Here is an 18776-nt window from a genome sequence, read left to right as displayed (position 1 = left end):
TCCCTAGATCAATATATCTTTTTGTTAGTACTTGGTTATCGGTTTGTTTTCTACAATATGAGATAATACAATACTTGTTTTTGCCTCTCCATACGTAATCAACTTATCGATAAATTCCTGTAAATGCAATTGATCCTGCAAGACCACCTCCATAATGATGTTTTCATTTCCGGTAATTCTATAACAATTCAATACTTCCGTAAAGTCAGAAACCTTTGCTAAAAACGGTTTTAATCTTCCCATAAAGGCTTTGAGACTAATAAATGCTTTAAGCTGATAATCTAATTTCATATGAGAAACATCTGCTTTATACCCTTGTAGGATTCCACAGTCTTCCATTTTTTTAATTCGTTCTGCAACTGCCGGGGAACTCAACCCTATTTTTCGCCCTATTTCTGCATTCGACAACCGGGCATTTTCCTGTAAACTTTCTAAAATATCCCAGCTTAACTTGTCAACCTTCATATTTTAACAAATAAGTATTTATACAATAATTTTTAAACCAAAAACAAACTTTGGCTTTAAAAGTTAAAGATATAAATAAAAATCTTGTTCTTAATTTTGATATAACTAAAACACAACACATTATTATATACGTCATGCCAAAGTCGCCCCTATATTCGAGTACATCTTCTCATAAAGCTTCCTTAGGCAGGAGGTTATCAAAAAAAGCCATTCAGTTTTTTAAAATCAGCAGAAGTGTTGCGACTCATTTTTCTAACAATAAAAATGTTTTGGAAATGAAGCGTTCCAATCAATTATCTGATCGGTTTTCTTCTTATATCACCATGCATTCACTACAGTTAGTAGAATCTATCAATATAGCAGAGGTTTCTAAAAACCCATCTATGACGTTTGAGAATCTATCCAAAATCGAACGAACCATTTCTTCGTTAAGAAATTGCATTGAGCATTTTGATCATCACCAAAAAACGGATAAAAATATGATCCGGTTGTTAAAAAAAGAACTTTCCAAAGTGAGAGAGTTATTTTGGCTGTGGTCTGCTCAATATGATACCTCCAATCCTTAGACAGTTTAAAGACTGACCTCTTCCCATATTCGGAATACAGGGAGCTATTTTCATTTCAATTGTATCTTTGTCTAGCATTGTGTACAAACGAATTGTTTTTAGAGATTTACGTGTAATAACATCGTAATCACCTAAAAATCATTTTATTTCTTCTAAAAATTTAGTTCACTTCATTTACGTACACTAAAGAATTAGATTAAAATATTTTAAATTTATTACGTTATAATTTATAACAAAAGGAAGTGATTCAAGCTTTTGACTTAACTAACTAATAAATAGTTGAAAAATAGTAGTATTTTAATAAAAATAATATTTAAAAATGATTAATTAAAAAGCTTGAATCACCTCCAAGATAAACTAAAATAGTATTAGTAGTTCATGGGATTAAAAGCAATCATTGTTGATGATGAAAGTCATAGCAGGGAAGTATTAAGCAACATACTTAAAAATAGATTTAGTGACATTACTATAATGGCGTCTGTAGACTCTGTAGACGATGCTGTATCTGCAATTGCAATTAATAATCCAGATATCGTATTTTTAGATATAGAATTACAATCAGGAACCGGTTTTGATATTCTTATAAAAATAAATCCAATACGCTTTAATATCATATTTATAACTGCTTTTAAGCATTACGCATTAAAAGCAATTAAATTTAGTTCGTTAGACTATTTGTTAAAACCTATAGATGTTGATGAGCTCGAAATCGCAATTAAAAAAGCCAAAAAAGAGAAAAGTGAGGAATTATATAAAAACAAATTAGAAACACTTATACATAATTTAAAAGAGCAACCAAAACTTCAGAAGCTCTGCCTGTCAACTGTAGATAACTTCGAGTTTATAGATATAGAAAATATTATTTATTGTAAAGCCAATGGTTCTTACACTTCATTTTTCTTAAAAAATAAAACTTCGGTTTTAGTTAGTAAACATTTAAAAGAATATGAAAACTTACTGGTAAATAAAAGCTTTATGAGGGTTCATAATAGTTATTTAATAAACCTTAATGAAGTAAAAAAGTATGTAAAATCAGATGGCGGGTATATTTTGATGAGTAATAATGACCATATTAATATTTCAAAAGCTAAAAAAGACACATTTATACATGCTATGAGTTATTTATAGTAAGAGTGAATTCTTTAGCTCTTTTCTAAAACACAATGTCTACATATATAACAGCTATAGTTGGTGTCTTTATATTAATTTATAACAGTATTGCTACGCAAGATTTACCAACTCATTTTCAAGCTGAATTGCCTTATAGGCTATTTGAAACTTCTACCGACACATTAACCATAGAAGAGGTATTGCAATATAATAGTCGGTTTAAATCTATAGATTATTATAATAACCGTAAAACACATCCTAAAAAAATATATTGGATTAAAATTGACTTAACACAGCAGCTTAACCATATAAAAGATAGTATTTGGTATTTGGTACCGGAAAAATATGATTATGCATCGGTTTATTATAATACAAATGGCAATATATCCGAAAAAATGGTCGGCAGGTTTCAAATTAGTAATATATCAAATCCTGTTTTACACTATAGTGACTTTTCGTTTACTACTAAACAACTAATCGATAACAGGTATATATACCTTAAGATAAAGTATATTACAAAGTTTAAACCTATTTCAAGCATTAAATTTTATTACACCTCTCCAAGTACAATACTATTACAAGATGCCTATTACGATTGGGAACAACTTAAAATGTTTGCCCTTAGGCATATGTTTAGCGGGGTCTGTTTAATTGTATTTATCCTCACGTTTGCATTTTTTATAATTTCAAAACGGACAGAGTTTTTGTTTTATTCGCTTTATGTTTTTTGGTTGTTTGTGTATTTAACAGGTGATGTATTTAGGATAAAGTATTTTATGTTTGGAGACAATCGGCTAGCCTTTTATTGGGTTAATGAAATATCACAAGTGTTTATTAATCTGTGTTATGTAATCTTTGTGTCTTATTATTTATCTACTAAAACAGCGTACCCTAAGCTTAATCAAATACTTAAAACAATTACATATGTATTGGTGTTTATAATAGGTCTTGATTCTATATTTTTTCTGTTTAACCATTTTGAAATGAACATATATGTCATGAATATACAACGCATTATCATGACGATATTTGGAATAGGGGGCATGATTTATTTAATTAAATATGCTAAGAATCATTTGACCTACTTTATAGTTTGCGGGTCTTTTTTATATATGATTGGAGCTTTAGCGCTAATGTTTTTTAAAAAAGTAGAGTATATGATACTAGGAGGTACTCTAGAGATTACAATTTTTGCAATAGGTTTAGCTTACAAAGTTCATCAAGAATATAAAGCCAAGTTGTACTTTCAAAAAGAATCTTTTATAAATAATAACAAAGCGTTAAGGTCTCAAATAAATCCTCATTTTATTTTTAATTCATTAGTGTCTATTCAGCATTTAATTTTGTCTGATAAAAAAGACTTAGCCATACAATACTTAAGCAAGTTTAGTTCATTAACCCGAAAAGTATTAGATAGTTCGTTTGAAGATACAGTATTTTTATCGGAAGAAATAAAGCTATTAAAACAATACATAGAATTAGAACGGCTTCGGTTTCATCATACGTTTAATTATACGATTAATATACAAGATGAGTTAGAACCAGATACTACAGAAGTTCCTATGTTAATTGTCCAGCCTTTTGTTGAAAACGCCATCTTGCATGGGTTGTTAAACAAGAAAGATGATGATAAACAATTAACCATTACGTTTAAAAAAGAGGAGTCTTACATATGTTGTGAGGTAGATGATAATGGAATAGGCAGAAAAGCCTCTATAGCATTTAAAACTTTAATGAAACATAAAGTATCCCGAGGAATTGAGGTTACTAGTAACAGATTAAAAAACCTTAATACGTCTGTAAACAATCAGGTTCGTTTTATTGATAAAACCGACGACAATGGCAATGAAATAGGTACCACAGTAATAATTAAAATTCCAATACAGCTAGATTTCGATTAACGAGACAGAGAAAATCGATCTTTTTAATACATATCAATTGAAAAGTAACATTAATCAATTCAAATACTTAATTGGTTAATTGCTCCTTATTTTTTTAATACTTCAGTTATAGTTTTGAGACCATAATACTATATATGTTAATTGTAGCATAAGTCTTATTATAACATCGATAAAATAACTATAACCAAAAAAACGACATGAGAAAAACATTGTTATTAGCCTTAGCATCACTGGCAATTCTGTCTTGTGAAAGAAGTAAATTAAACTCTGAAAACGAAAATATTGCTATTGAAGATGCAAATTCTTTTGAAAAAGAGTCTGATAATGTTGAGATCGTATTACACAGAACCTTTTCTAAAGACGTATCAAAAGAAGAAGCATTAGCTCAATTTGAACAAGCAACTAAAGATTATATAAGAAAAGAAGGGCAAAATGGAAAGTTTCCAAGAAGTATATTAAAATATAGAGTTATTACAAAAACTAGTAATATAAATAATCACGGAACAGATGGTATAGTGCATGCCAGAGTAAAGTTTCAAACCGATAGAGGTGTGTTAACTTTTGTGAAACGTTTAGACCGAGTTGGAATAAATGATTTCGAAGAAGGTAACACAGATTATTTTCTTTTAAAAGTGAACTTAAGTAATCCTATATGTTGGGCAACAATTCAATCAACAGGTACAGCAATTGGATTAAAAGGTACAGATGGATGGGGAGTAGATAGGTTTCATGTAGACATGACGCCACAAATGCAATCGCCAAATCCAACATCAATTTCAGGCGGATCATATATGTATTCATACCCTAATGATTTGCTAGATAGTCAGCATAGCTATCAGTGGGACAAATATGAAATTACACAGTACCAACAAACCGAATATTTAACTTTTGGATGTGGTAATTAGTAGTAAATAAAAGTTTCTTTTAAAGGCAGTCATTAATTTGACTGTCTTTTTTCAATAGCCTTAAGTTCTAAGAAAGATATAATTTAATTAGTTGTGGATTACACTTAAATAGGTGAAAGTTTTAGCGCCTTGCAAATTTTGCAAGGCTTTTCTTTGTAAAGAATTCAAATAATTTACTTGTGAATCTAGGTTATGAGTAAATTTAAAATCAAAAATAGTACAATAGTACTAGATAGCACTTTCTGTTTTTTTGAGGTGGTTTTACTGATAAAAAAATACCCCCGACTGATGCCGAGGGTAGATTATTTCATTGATTCATTATACTTACATATTTCTTCTATATTGTCCTCCTACTTCGAATAAAGAAGCGGTAATCTGACCCAGCGAACATTTTTTACATACTTCCATCAGCTCATCAAAAATATTTCTGTTATTAATGGCGGCATCCTGCAAGGATTTTAATAAATCTCCTGCCGCTTCCGTATTCTTCTTATGTAAATTCGTCAGCGCAGTAATCTGATATTCTTTTTCTTCTTCGGTTGCCCTGATTACTTCCGCAGGTCGTACGGTTGGAGAACCTTTAGAGCTCAAGAATGTATTTACCCCGATAATCGGAAACTCTCCCGAATGCTTCAGTGTTTCATAATACAAACTCTCTTCTTGTATTTTACTGCGTTGATACATCGTTTCCATTGCTCCCAGTACTCCTCCTCTTTCTGTAATTCGATCAAACTCTGTAAGTACGGCTTCTTCTACAAGATCTGTTAACTCTTCAATAATAAAGGATCCCTGAATTGGGTTTTCATTTTTAGCAAGTCCTAATTCCTTATTAATAATTAACTGTATTGCCATAGCTCTTCGTACAGATTCTTCTGTAGGAGTAGTAATTGCTTCATCATATGCATTTGTATGTAATGAATTACAATTATCATAAATCGCATATAGCGCCTGTAAGGTTGTTCGGATATCATTAAAGTCAATTTCCTGAGCATGTAATGAACGTCCTGATGTCTGAATATGATATTTCAACATCTGTGCTCTGGGGTTTGCTCCGTATTTATACTTTAAGGCTTTTGCCCAGATTTTTCTGGCAACCCGACCGATCACTGCATATTCTGGATCAATTCCATTAGAGAAGAAGAATGATAAGTTCGGTCCGAATTTATTAATATCCATTCCTCTACTCAAGTAATACTCCACATAAGTAAATCCATTTGCCAATGTCAAGGCTAATTGGGTAATCGGATTTGCTCCTGCTTCGGCAATATGATATCCGGAAATTGAAACTGAGTAGAAATTACGGACTTGTTTATTTATAAAATACTCCTGAACATCTCCCATTAGTCGCAGTGCAAACTCTGTAGAGAAGATACAGGTATTTTGAGCCTGATCTTCTTTTAGAATATCTGCTTGTATCGTTCCTCTTACTGTATTCAGCGTATTTTGTTTTATTTCATCATATACGTCTTGAGGCAATACCTCATCTCCGGTTACTCCGAGAAGCATCAGTCCTAAACCATCATTTCCTTCTGGCAGTTCTCCCTGGTATTTCGGGCGTTCTACTCCTTTCTCCTTAAAAATCTTCTCTATTTTTGCTGTAACTTCTTTTTCCAGCCCGTTTTCTTTGATATATTTTTCACAGTTCTGATCAATGGCTGCATTCATAAAGAAAGCTAACAACATAGGAGCTGGTCCGTTAATTGTCATACTTACCGAAGTCAGAGCATGAGTCAGATCAAAACCAGAATATAATTTTTTGGCATCATCAAGACAGCAGATAGACACTCCTGCATTTCCTATTTTTCCATAAATATCAGGTCGCTCTCCCGGGTCATTTCCGTATAGAGTTACTGAATCAAAAGCTGTGGAAAGACGCTTTGCCGGCATTCCCAAACTCACATAGTGAAAACGTCTGTTGGTACGTTCCGGTCCTCCTTCTCCAGCAAACATACGGGTAGGGTCTTCTCCCGTTCTTTTAAACGGATATAAACCAGAAGCAAATGGGAACTCTCCAGGAACATTTTCCTGCAAACACCATCTCAGAATATCTCCCCAGGCTTCGTATTTTGGCAAAGCTACTTTTGGAATATCAGAATGTGATAGTGATTTGGTATGTGTTTCTATTTTTATCTCCTTATCTCTTACTTTAAATGTATAGATAGGGTCTTTATATTTTTTTACTTTGTCCTTCCAACCAGTGATCACTTCCCAGTTATGAGGATCCAGATTGAGTTTTACCCGATCAAATTCAGCCAGCAATAACTTTAAGAAATCTGCATTTTCAGTAGTCTCTGCTGCCTTCAATCCTTCTTCTTCAATCCCATTTTTGGTCAACAGTAACTCTGTTTCTGCTACACTGCACATGGTTTTATAAATTCCGAATAATTTTTGAGCTACCTCAACCTGCGTATTTACTCTTTTATCATAAGACCTGTTATTCTCTGATATTTCTGATAAGTATCGGGTTCTACTTGGAGGTATTACAAAAATCTTTTCGGACATCTCCTTAGAGATATGAAATTTCGACACTAGTCCTGAGGCTGTTTTTTCTGCGATTTTATCCATAATCGACTTATACAGCGTATTCATTCCCGGATCATTAAACTGAGAAGCGATGGTTCCAAACACAGGTAAATCATCTTGATTTACATGCCATAAATTATGATTGCGCATGTACTGTTTTTTCACATCTCTCAATGCATCCAGGGCACCGCGTTTATCAAATTTATTAATCGCTACCAGATCTGCAAAGTCCAACATGTCGATTTTCTCTAATTGTGTCGCTGCACCAAACTCTGGTGTCATTACATAAAGAGAGGTATCACTGTGTTCTAATATCTCGGTATCAGACTGTCCTATTCCGGATGTTTCCAGAATAATAAGGTCAAACTTTGCTGCTTTTAATACTTCTATTGCTTCTGCTACATATTTAGACAATGCCAAATTGGACTGTCTTGTAGCCAGAGAACGCATATACACTCTGGGAGAGTTGATTGCATTCATTCGAATTCTATCTCCTAATAAGGCTCCTCCTGTTTTTCTCTTAGATGGATCCACTGAGATAAGACCGATTGTCTTATCAGGAAAATCAATCAGAAACCTTCTCACCAATTCATCTACCAATGAAGATTTTCCTGCTCCTCCGGTTCCTGTAATTCCCAATACAGGAATAGTACTATCCTTATTCTTTTCATGAATCTGCTCCAAGGTCTCTCTGGCAATATCAGGAAAGTTTTCTGCAGAAGAAATCACTCTTGCTATTGCTCCAATATTTTTTTCCTCCAAATGGTTTACTTCTCCATTAAGGGAATCTCCTATCGGGAAATCTGCATTCGCTACCAGATCATTAATCATCCCCTGTAACCCCATCTCACGACCGTCATCCGGAGAATAAATTCTGGTTATTCCATAGTCCATTAATTCTTTGATCTCTTCCGGAAGGATTACTCCTCCTCCACCTCCGAATATCTTAATATGTGTTGCTCCTTTTTCTTTTAGCAAATCGAACATATATTTAAAATATTCTGTGTGTCCCCCTTGATACGATGTCATCGCAATTGCATTTGCATCTTCTTGTATGGCACAATTAACCACTTCTTCTACACTGCGATCATGACCTAAGTGAATTACTTCTACTCCTGTAGACTGAATAATTCTTCTCATAATATTGATCGCCGCATCATGACCATCAAATAAAGAAGCTGCTGTAACAATTCTGACTTTGTTTTTGGGTTTATAAGGTGCAATCTGTTCCATTGGCTATAAAAAGTATTTTTAGTGCTGCTAATTTACGAAATACACATCAAAAATGAAGATTCTTTTATAATTATATACTTTAACAAAAGATAATTATCTTTTTTTTGAGTGATCGTTAAAATTTTAAAGATTTTACATTCTTGTTAATTTTTCCTTTTCTTCTGATATATTATTTGAGGATGTTACGGTATCAAGGAGCTTTTTCTGTAGAATTTCTCAAAAAAACAGCCCTTAATCTCACTTAATATTTTTTCTCACATTCATTTTTATCAAATCAATAATAAATCCTCCTAAAAAAAGAGAGATTCGCAAAAAGGAACTGTTTCTGTTTTTTTTTGAAATTTCCTTTCGGGATTATTACTATGTTTATTCTATAAAACGCTCATAAACAACAAAACGTATTTATTAATCCAAATTCAATTATAACAATTAACAAGAGATTTGATAGCAACATCATCAACCTATCAAAGTGCTCTTTATTCAATTTTCTCATATATGAAATACACTCTATCAATGATATTGATTCTGCTTCAATGATCCTGGGTAAGTTTCCTATTGAGATGACAAAAAACAATAAAATTAATACAGATGAAAAAAGCAACTTTATTGATCAACTGCCCTGATAAAAAAGGAATTATCGCAACCGTTACAAACTTTATTCTGGAAAAAAAGGGCAATACCACTTATATAGAACAACATGTGGATCATGAAGTCGGCGAGTTTTTTATGAGGTTAGCATGTGAATTTGACCATGATGAGGAAAAGTTCGCTCTTTTTAAAAAAGCATTTAATGAGCAGATTGCTATTCCATATGCTATGAACTGGGAGATGTACAATCCTAAGAAAGCAGCAAAAATGGCGATCTTTGTATCCAAATACGATCATTGTTTATACGATATTCTCAGCAGACATGCCTCTGGAGAATTGCATGTCAAGATTCCTTTGATTATTAGTAACCACCCGGATCTCGAAGCAGTAGCAAAACGGTTTAATATTCCGTTTAAACATATTCCTGTCACCAAAGAAACCAAAGCTGCCAGTGAAGCTACCCAGCTAAAACTCTTAGAGGAATACAAAATAGATTTTATTGTTCTGGCCCGATATATGCAGATTATCTCCCCTGGTTTTGTCGATAAATACCGAAATAAAATTATCAACATCCATCATTCTTTTTTACCGGCATTCCCAGGAGCCAAACCTTACCACTCTGCTTATAAAAGAGGTGTAAAAATCATTGGAGCTACCAGTCACTATGTCACTTCTGATCTGGACGAAGGTCCTATTATAGAACAGGAAATTGTACGTGTTTCTCACATTCATAATGTACAGGACTTTATTCTTAAAGGGCGTGATCTCGAAAAAATTGTATTATCCAAAGCTATCCAATATCACTTACAGCGAAAAGTATGGGTGTATAATAACAAGACCGTTATTTTTTCTTAAAAAAACTAAGGACGAGAAAACTTTCTTCTCGTCCTTATCTATTTTGGTGATGACAGGTATGCACCAACTTCAGGTTATTTCTTCAAAAAATATCAGATCAATCGCGCTTATTTTTTGATCGTAAACTTAATAGGTAGTGTATATGCTACGCCTATTTTCACTCCGTCTTGTTCTCCCGGAATCATTACAGGTAATGCTTTCATTAAACGCACTGCTTCTTTTCTCAATTCTTCACTATCTGTTTTTATTTTTAGTCCTCCTACTTTACCCGTTTTGTCAATCTTAAAATGTACAGCTACTTTCTGTTCTCCGGTAAGATTATTTCTTTCGGCAATACCTGTATCAAATTCTGAACTGACAAAAGCAGACAATTTCTGAGAAAAACACTTTTTTGTTTCTTCTTTTGTCATTCCTTCACAGCCCGGGTATACGGGAACTTTATCGATCACACCAAAAGGAATTTCTACCAGGTCATGAACATCGTTGAAAAAGGGATTTTTTAAGCTTCCTTCCGTTGTATACAACAACAAGAGCTTTAATGCCTTTTCTTCCTCCTCAGTCATATTTCCCTGTTTTTGCATTTCTTCTTTGAGGTCTTCAATTCGCTGCATCATCGTACTCACTTTCTTATGTTGATCTCCGGTCATCTCCCCTCCTTGCGCCATGGTCTCCTGTGTACAAGAAGTGTAGACCACCATTCCTAAAATTAGCGGAACCAGTATTAAGTACTTTAACTGAACAATTTTTCTGGATTTTGATTTTTGTAACATAACGATTCGTTTTTTGATTAATGAATGATTAAAAAATGTATTGATAAATGAAATTTTTTCTATTTGGAAAACCTGCGATAACATGGTTTGATAGTATTCTTTCTTCCCCTTCAGTTTCACTGCTTTGGCATCTGCAATATATTCATGGAGTACAGTAATTCGCTTTTGGTATAGATACAATAACGGATTAAACCAAAAGAATACCCGTAGTAACTCGAAAAACAACAAATCCAGTGAATGGTATTGATCTGCATGTACTTTTTCATGTAATAAAATATGCTCGCGCTGAGTAGCTGGTATTTTCTTCCCCATAAAAATCAGGTGTAGAAAAGAAAATGCAATTGCGGTATCTGGCAGAGAAACCAAGTGTATGTCTGCTGTTCTGGTTATTTCTCCATTTTGTTTCATCTTTAGAATCTTATAGAGTTTCCACACAAATAAAAGCAGACAGACCAATGCGCCTCCTCCCCAGACATATCCCCATACCTCTATGGAGAAAATCCATGCGAATAGCCCTGGATACGAATGCTCAGTCACCGGATCTCCCGTAAGTAATATCTCTGGTAATGCTATTACGTATTGATCAGGTATTGTCTGTTTCACCATACCGATATGAACAAATGGCATCAGTAAACTCAGTATAGGTGTAAGTAATAAATAGCCACGATTGGCATTAAAAAAGGTCTCCTTTCTTAAAAATAATTCATAAACTGCTAAAAACAATAATTGAAAAATCAATGTCTGAAATACGTAATACACCATCATCTACTCTTTTTTATTAATTTCTTTGATCATCTCCTCCACTTCTTCCATGCTTACTTCATTTTTCTTTACAAAAAAAGAAACCATGCTTTTGAAAGATCCCTGAAAGTAACCATCCATCAACTTATGAATACGTTGATTACTGTATTCAGATTTCTTTACTGCCGGATAATAAATATGTCCCCGTCCTTTCTTTTTATAAGTTACAAATCCCTTGGTCTCTAAGATCCTTACAATAGTTGATACCGTATTATACGCTGGTTTTGGATCCGGAAACTCTTCTATAATAGCGGCTACATTCCCCTCTTCCAGTTCCCATAAAATTTGCATGATATCTTCTTCTGCTTTCGTTAATTGCTTCATGGATGTTTTCTTTTAATCGCATCACTTTAATAACCGATACAGGTTCATATGGTGATTTCTGATTGCAATATAACTAAAAAATTAGTTTAAACTAAAAATTTAGTTAATTATTTTTTTCATTCTCGCTTCCATCCTTTGTATTCCTTCTCTTATTTTCTATGTTTATTTCGAGAAAGTATGTTATTTTTACGGCGGATAAACAAGAAACATGTATCTTGTCTTTATCTTAAAAACCATTTTTTATGAAAAAGTATCTTGTGCTCGCTTTATTAGTCATCGCATCCAGCTGTGCTGAATTACAACAAGTAATGGAAAACCTACCTCAAAATACAGGAGGGATCGGTCTTAGTAATGCTGATATAGGAAATGGGCTGCGACAAGCATTGGACAAGGGAATTGACAAGCAGGTTTCTAAACTAACACAGACAGATGGTTTTTACCGAAATCAGCTGGTCAAAATAATGTTGCCACAAGAATTACAAAAAGTAGATAAGACATTACGAGACATCGGTCTGGGCAAATTAGCTGATGAAGGGTTAAAAGTTTTAAACAGAGCAGCAGAAGATGCGGTAAAAGAAGCTACCCCTATTTTTGTCAATGCTGTTCGCCAGATTACCTTTACCGATGCCAAGCAAATCTTGTTAGGAAATCAGGATGCCGCCACAAAATACTTAATCGGAAAAACCAAAACTAGTTTATATGGTAAGTTTTCTCCGGTGATCAACTCTTCATTATCTCGTGTTGGAGCTGATCGTGTATGGACGAACATTATCAAAAAATACAATGCTGTACCTTTTACACAAAAAGTAAACCCAGACCTGACGGATTATGTAACCGGACAGGCGCTAAACGGTGTTTATAAAATGATTGCTATAGAAGAAAAAGAAATCAGAACAAAACTCAGCTCCCGAACTACGGACTTACTGAGACGAGTATTCAGCTTGCAGGATAGAAACTAAATTTAGTTGCTATCCTCATTATTTAGATTCTTTATTTTTTAGGAACATTAACTTGACATTAAGAGCTTTTCTCTTTTCTATCCTGTAATTTTGACCACAGATCTTGAAGAAGAAAAATATGTTTGCCTGGTTTAAAAACAAAACACAACTGGAAAAATTAAAGTGTCGTTATTCGAAGTTGATGAAGTGCGCGTATACAGTCGCTCCTAAAAACAAACAAAAATGTGATCAACTCCACGAAGAGGCAAAACAGCTTCTGGTAGAAATCGACAAATTGGAAAATGTGCTATCACACAATAAACGCACAGCTAGTCATCACTAAACAGGTAACTCTCGGTGTAACTCCCTGAAATATTCAAAGGCGCCCAATAGCCTGGAACCATACCAGGAAAAATATTCCCCATCGACTAACATTATCGGAATCTGATCTCCTATTTCTTTCTTTATTTCTTCTATATGCTTATCTGCAAAAGGGTATGGTTCAGAAGACAGAAATACAACCTGTACCTGTTTCTCCAGCAGTGACTGGAGTGTTATCTCGGGGTAGCGAGTCGTTTCTTCATATACATTGACAAAATCTCCCTGCTGCATCAGGTAGTTAATAAACGTATTCCCTCCTGCCACCATCCAGGGCTTTCGCCAGATAAAGTACGCCACTCGAACGGGTAGCACACCCGCCCTTTCTCTAACAAATACTTCCTGATCCTCAGCTATAGCATTCTTAATCGTTGCAGCAGCTTCAGTTACTTCAAAAAGAGCCCCATACTGACCGATCAACTCATAGACATCTGCCAATGTATACATATCTGACACATGAACCTGAAAATCGCGTTCCAGGGTCTCGACAATCTCCTGAGTATTCTCTTCTTTATTGCATATAATCAGATCAGGCGTCAAGGCTTTTATCCGATCATAGTGAACCGTTTTTGTACCTCCGACGATTGTTTTTGACTTTCGGATATGCGATGGGTGAACACAAAATTTGGTTACTCCGACAATGCGATCTTCCAACCCCAAAGACACGAGCAACTCTGTCAGGGAAGGCACTAAAGAAACAATCCGTACCGGTGTTCTCTCTACAAGTACAGATCGACCTAACTGATCCTGATGTTCCATCACATATCTATTTGATAACACATTGCTAAAACTACTTTCTACCCGCTAAAATCTGCTGCATCTCTTGTTGCAACGTCAGGGCACTTGCCGCCGCTGCAGCTGCAAAATCAGTTCCTTTAGATGCATAGATAATCCCTCTGGACGAATTAATCAAAAGACCTACCTGATCATTCATTCCGTACTTACATACATCCTGTAAGTTTCCTCCCTGCGCTCCTACTCCAGGAACTAATAAGAAACTATCCGGTACAATCTTTCGAATCTCTGTAAAGTACGTCGCCTTTGTTGCTCCCACTACATACATAAGCTGGGAGGCATTGTTCCAGGAAGTAGAGGTTTCTAATACCTGTTTATACAATTCTTTTCCTTCGGTTTCCTTTATTTGAAAATCAAAAGCTCCTTCATTGGATGTCAGCGCCAACATAATAGTGTGTTTATCTTCGAAGGATAAAAAAGGTTCTACAGAATCTTTTCCCATATAGGGGGCTACTGTCACGGAATCAAACCCCAGATCTTCGAAAAAAGCTTTGGCATACATCGCACTTGTATTTCCGATATCTCCCCTTTTTGCATCAGCTATGGTATACATTTCGGGATAATGGGTATTGATATACTGAATGGTTTTTTCCAGAGACTTCCACCCTTTGATTCCATACGCTTCATAAAAAGCCGTATTGGGTTTATAGGCCACCGCCAAATGATGCGTAGCATCTATAATCGCTTTATTGAATTCAAAAATAGGATCCTCTGTCTCTAACAGCTGTGGGGGTATTTTAGTAAGGTCTACATCTAGTCCTATACACAAAAAGGATTGTTTTTTATTTATTTGGGCTACAAGTTGCTCAGTTGTCATCGTTCTCTGCTTTAACGCTGCAAAGATATTAAAGCAAATCCCAGGATACCAAAACCTGGGATCGCATTTTTTATTTTTTATTCTTTTCCATCTACATAATCCTGTAGATATGCATATCGTTGGGTCAATGCGCCATTTTGAGTCATTCTCGCTCTTTCTAATATTCCTTCCTTATCATCTGTAAAAAATGCCGGAATGACATGTTCTAAAAACATCGCTCCAAAACCTTCACTGGCATCCGCTGGTAGCTCGCATGGGAGATTATCAACTGCCATAACCACAATCGCTTCTTTATCCATAGCATCTACTTCTATCTCTTTTTGCGGATGGTATCCATATATAGGAGCTGCTATGGTTGATGCTCGCAATGTAGAAGCTACCGGTCCGTCGATATCACAGGATATATCTGCTACCAACTGAATTTTAAAATCAGGAGACTTTGCATCTTCCCGGGTAAAAATATAAGGAGCGCCATCTCCATAAAAATGACCGGCGATGTACAGGTCACTTACAACGGCATATTTCATAAAATCACTTCTATAGTCTGCAGGATTGGTATAAAAGTCTTCTTTGGGCAACTGTTGACCATCTTTTCTTTTGTTATAATCTAATACATCAATCTGTACATATACAGCCTCTTCAAACTGCCGGGTCAGATATTCTTCTACAGACACCTCTCTGATGTTCATCGCATCCAGTATTTCTTTGGCACCACTTCCTACTTTTCCATTACCTGTTAGTACAATTTTGATCGGGGGCAAGGCTATAGATCGCAGGGTATCTTCCAGTGCCCGCTGATCAGGCAATTCAGAAGCCTTGGGAATCTGAAATGTTCCCTGAGTGGTTCCCCAGGCTCTTATCCCATTGTAGGTTCCTACAATCCCGGCATAGCGACCAAACCCAATCAACCTGAAACCTGCCGTATTCACTATTACTTCATGATCATACAGCTCTATATTCTTATCTAATACGGCTTTTAGCAACTTTCGGTTATAAGGTTGCTTCTTGATTGTATGCGAGAAGAAAAAGTATTTTTTATTCGGAAGTAACGCATCTACAGGTACTTCTTTTACTCCTAATAGTACATCGCAATCCGACATATCTGTGGTTACCTCAAACCCCTCGGCTTTATACGCTTCATCACTAAAGACCCGAACATCTGAGGTTTCTACTACAAAAGTTGCATCCGGATACTGATCTACTGCCTTTTTGGCTCCCTTTGGAGAAAAGACGACACGACGATCTGGCGGGTTTTTTCGTTCTTTAATGATTCCGAATCTTGTCATAATAATTTGGTATAAATATTGATTATTCAAAAAGCGAGGTTAAAGGTATAATATTTATGATTATATTTGCCGCCCACATTGATTTTTGATCAAAATAGGCATGAACATTTGATTCCTGATTCTGTTGATGATCAATTTTTATGGAAACACCATCGGGGTCGACTGGTTTTGACAGCGAGATTAATACGATGGTAAGCACGTCGAGCGCTGAAATACAGCTCGCTAATATCATATTTCATCTTTTTTAAACGGCGAGAATAACTACGCCCTAGCTGCATAATCTGAATTATAGTAGGATAATGCCTCGGTTCGCAAGGCGAACAAGCAGGAAGTCTCCCAATAGCCTTGGTTTATGGCGATTGATTTTGAGACTTCGTAAAAATAAACCTAGAGAAGGTAGGGTCTCAATATCCTCTCGAAACTCTTAGAGAATACGTGTAAGATAGGTAGTTTTTGATCGGTCTTACATCGACAATTAAACAAAAACTAAGCGTGTAGAAAGCTGTTTTGTTACTTGTTTGGACGAGGGTTCGAATCCCTCCGACTCCACAAAAACACTTCAAAACCTCAGTATTTACTGGGGTTTATTTTTTAAGGGGAATGCAACAACTCATTTTATCAAAAAGACAACTCCTCCCCTTTCTAAGCATATCCTGGTTGCATGGCTACTGTAAATAACAGGAGACAAAATGCTTCTTAAAAGCCCTCCCTATCGGAATATTGTTATCTGCTAAATAAATCGTGTTACCTACAACTTTGCTCAGATACTGTACGTTAATCAGGTAGGATTTATGCACCTGGCAAAAATCATTTTCATTCAGTTTTTCCAACCATTGCTTTAAAGAATCTTTACTCAGGTATTTCTTCTCCGCTGTATTGACCTCTGTATAATCAGAATCAGATTTAATATATATAATAGCGTCGGTATATACCTTAATATGCTCATATCCTGATTTAATTATCACGGTCGTTGCTGCTTTTTCTGCTTGAGAGACAATACTATTTCTCAATTTGGCAATCGCCTGCAAAAACCGTTCGTAGGGTATCGGTTTTAATAAATAATCCACCACATTAAACGCATAACTCTCCAGCGCGTATTCAGAAAAAGCAGTCGTAAGAATTACTTTGGGGTGATTCGGAAAAGATTTTAAAAAATCAATCCCCGATATTTTCGGCAGATGAACATCCAGAAATAGCAAATCGATAGTAGTTGTCTGCATATACTCTTTTGCTTTGATCACATCAGAGAATGTTTCCATCAGCAGTAAATCATCTACTCCTAAAATATATTTTTTCAGTATTCGCTGTGCTGGCGGCTGATCTTCTATTATAACACATCTAATCATTGTCCTATCGGTTTTAACTGCATTTTTAACGCTACATTAAAGACGGTATCCGTATTTGTAATTTCCAATGTATGCGCATTAGGGTATAATAATTCTAAACGCTTTCTGACATTGAGTATCCCTATTCCTCTGGAGGTATTTCCTTTTTGATCCAATGGAGAAAACCCGTTTTTGCAAATAAAATTCAAAACTCCTGTTTGGGATACCGTAATAGCTATCTCAATCTCAATTCCTTCGGACTGAGAATTCGTACTATGTTTAAACGCATTCTCTATAAATACCATAAGAATCAGAGGGGCTATAGAATATTCTGAAGCTGCTACATTGGTATGAAACTGTATATCTCCCCTATGCTCTATCTGAAGCTTGTATAACTCTGTAAAATTCTTCAGGTGTTCCACCTCCTTAGGAAGTGGTACAAAATCCTCTTTGCAATCGTATAACATATAGCGCAACACTGATGACAATTCTAAGATGATGGTAGGTGTCTTAGGAGATTCTTCTAATGCGTATGCGTACAAATTATTCAGGTTATTAAAGAGAAAATGAGGGTTAATCTGAGATTTTAAAAATTGTAATTCACTATCCTTAACCAGTACTTTTAATTTTTCTATCTCGCTTTGTTTTTTATTGTAATCCCAGGCAAACTTAAATCCCATATAAAATATGATTAAAGGAAGTGTTTCCACCAGAGTAAAAAACACTCCCGGAAAATACGTTCCTCTAGTCTCCGGAAAATATATTTTTTCCAGGAAAAATTCATCTGTAAGAATGACAAGGATGATCAATAACGCAACACTGGTAAAAAACAATGCAAAGCGTTTTCTAGAATACAACTTAGGTAATAAGACATAATTAATAAACATGGCTGCCACCATGTAATTACCAAAAAATGCAATTTTATAAGGAATCCACTTTTGGATCGCTTCCGAATTATAAATGCCTTCTTCCTGTATAAAAGAATAGAAAAAAAACAACGCTACAGAAACTAATAACTGATATATAATCTCTGCATAGTTTTTTGTAAAAAATGCATGTAATTGCTGCTTCATTACCATCAAAATTGACCTCAAAAATAGAATAATCTTTAAGCAAATACGTCTATTATTTCACAATTAACCTGCTGATTTTTTAAAAGTGACGTTCGCCATATTAAAAATGTCGTTGACAGATTT

The 18776-nt window shown here is 34.9% G+C and carries 16 protein-coding genes and 1 other RNA gene; 8 read left to right on the top strand and 9 right to left on the bottom strand.

Going from position 1 to position 18776, the window contains the following annotated elements; genetic code table 11:
• Window positions 1–24 precede the first annotated feature (24 nt).
• Complete coding sequence (locus HN014_RS13445) at window positions 25–465, bottom strand: Lrp/AsnC family transcriptional regulator (RefSeq protein ID WP_176029373.1); 441 nt, start codon at window positions 463–465, stop codon at window positions 25–27.
• Window positions 466–599: 134 nt separating this feature from the next.
• Between HN014_RS13445 and HN014_RS13440 the strand changes: the two genes are divergently transcribed.
• The 4 genes from HN014_RS13440 (at window position 600) to HN014_RS13425 (ending at window position 4947) form a co-directional block, all read left to right on the top strand.
• A complete protein-coding gene (locus HN014_RS13440; protein WP_176029372.1) occupies window positions 600–1031 on the top strand; it encodes a hypothetical protein in 432 nt (143 codons plus the stop codon).
• 378 nt (window positions 1032–1409) lie between these two features.
• Entirely contained in the window at window positions 1410–2159 is a 750-nt protein-coding gene (locus tag HN014_RS13435; protein ID WP_176029371.1) for a LytTR family DNA-binding domain-containing protein, read from the top strand.
• 35 nt (window positions 2160–2194) lie between these two features.
• On the top strand, window positions 2195–4042 hold the full coding sequence (locus HN014_RS13430; protein ID WP_176029370.1) for a histidine kinase: 1848 nt from the start codon (window positions 2195–2197) through the stop codon (window positions 4040–4042).
• Window positions 4043–4239: 197 nt separating this feature from the next.
• On the top strand, window positions 4240–4947 hold the full coding sequence (locus HN014_RS13425; RefSeq protein ID WP_176029369.1) for a hypothetical protein: 708 nt from the start codon (window positions 4240–4242) through the stop codon (window positions 4945–4947).
• Window positions 4948–5271: 324 nt separating this feature from the next.
• Here HN014_RS13425 and HN014_RS13420 read toward each other — a convergent pair whose 3' ends face one another.
• Window positions 5272–8703, bottom strand: coding sequence for a methylmalonyl-CoA mutase family protein (locus HN014_RS13420; RefSeq protein ID WP_176029368.1), 3432 nt, complete (start codon window positions 8701–8703; stop codon window positions 5272–5274).
• A 588-nt stretch (window positions 8704–9291) separates the two neighbouring features.
• Between HN014_RS13420 and purU the strand changes: the two genes are divergently transcribed.
• Window positions 9292–10146 (top strand): formyltetrahydrofolate deformylase, encoded by an 855-nt coding sequence (gene purU / locus HN014_RS13415; RefSeq protein WP_176029367.1) that lies wholly within the window; start codon window positions 9292–9294, stop codon window positions 10144–10146.
• Between the two features lie 107 nt (window positions 10147–10253).
• Here the strand turns inward: purU and HN014_RS13410 are convergent, their stop codons facing one another.
• Together HN014_RS13410 and HN014_RS13405 are read right to left on the bottom strand one after the other, a co-directional pair.
• Window positions 10254–11681 (bottom strand): M56 family metallopeptidase, encoded by a 1428-nt coding sequence (locus tag HN014_RS13410; RefSeq protein ID WP_176029366.1) that lies wholly within the window; start codon window positions 11679–11681, stop codon window positions 10254–10256.
• Entirely contained in the window at window positions 11682–12041 is a 360-nt protein-coding gene (locus HN014_RS13405) for a BlaI/MecI/CopY family transcriptional regulator (RefSeq protein ID WP_176029365.1), read from the bottom strand. It abuts the gene before it with no gap.
• Window positions 12042–12283: 242 nt separating this feature from the next.
• Here HN014_RS13405 and HN014_RS13400 point away from each other — a divergent pair, with 242 nt between their 5' ends.
• Both HN014_RS13400 and HN014_RS13395 read left to right on the top strand, forming a co-directional pair.
• The gene (locus HN014_RS13400) at window positions 12284–13000 is read left to right on the top strand and encodes a DUF4197 domain-containing protein (RefSeq protein WP_176029364.1); all 717 of its coding nucleotides are present in this window, start codon (window positions 12284–12286) and stop codon (window positions 12998–13000) included.
• Window positions 13001–13103: 103 nt separating this feature from the next.
• Window positions 13104–13322, top strand: a complete 219-nt coding sequence (locus HN014_RS13395; RefSeq protein ID WP_176029363.1) for a Lacal_2735 family protein — start codon at window positions 13104–13106, stop codon at window positions 13320–13322.
• Here HN014_RS13395 and HN014_RS13390 read toward each other — a convergent pair.
• The 3 genes from HN014_RS13390 to HN014_RS13380 all read right to left on the bottom strand — a co-directional run bounded on the left by HN014_RS13390 (window position 13319) and on the right by HN014_RS13380 (window position 16255).
• Complete coding sequence (locus HN014_RS13390) at window positions 13319–14116, bottom strand: ABC transporter substrate-binding protein (protein ID WP_176029362.1); 798 nt, start codon at window positions 14114–14116, stop codon at window positions 13319–13321. The two genes, HN014_RS13395 and HN014_RS13390, sit on opposite strands and share 4 nt — an antisense overlap.
• Window positions 14117–14147: 31 nt before the next feature.
• Entirely contained in the window at window positions 14148–14969 is an 822-nt protein-coding gene (gene pyrF, locus HN014_RS13385; RefSeq protein WP_176029361.1) for an orotidine-5'-phosphate decarboxylase, read from the bottom strand.
• Window positions 14970–15046: 77 nt separating this feature from the next.
• Window positions 15047–16255: an NAD(P)-dependent oxidoreductase gene (locus HN014_RS13380; RefSeq protein ID WP_176029360.1), complete on the bottom strand. Its 1209-nt coding sequence runs from the start codon at window positions 16253–16255 to the stop codon at window positions 15047–15049.
• A 154-nt stretch (window positions 16256–16409) separates the two neighbouring features.
• On the opposite strand from HN014_RS13380, the gene ssrA reads away from it, so the two are divergent.
• Window positions 16410–16807: a transfer-messenger RNA gene (gene ssrA / locus HN014_RS13375) on the top strand.
• Between the two features lie 113 nt (window positions 16808–16920).
• Here ssrA and HN014_RS13370 read toward each other — a convergent pair.
• Window positions 16921–17601, bottom strand: coding sequence for a LytTR family DNA-binding domain-containing protein (locus HN014_RS13370; RefSeq protein ID WP_176029359.1), 681 nt, complete (start codon window positions 17599–17601; stop codon window positions 16921–16923).
• Entirely contained in the window at window positions 17598–18653 is a 1056-nt protein-coding gene (locus HN014_RS13365) for a sensor histidine kinase (RefSeq protein ID WP_176029358.1), read from the bottom strand. Before HN014_RS13365 ends, HN014_RS13370 begins: the two co-directional genes overlap by 4 nt.
• Window positions 18654–18776 lie beyond the last annotated feature (123 nt).

The sequence above is a fragment of the Aquimarina sp. TRL1 genome (assembly GCF_013365535.1).
GTDB lineage: Bacteria > Bacteroidota > Bacteroidia > Flavobacteriales > Flavobacteriaceae > Aquimarina > Aquimarina hainanensis.
Note: the sequence above shows the minus strand (reverse complement) of the source record. Positions and strands in the feature narration are given on the sequence as shown.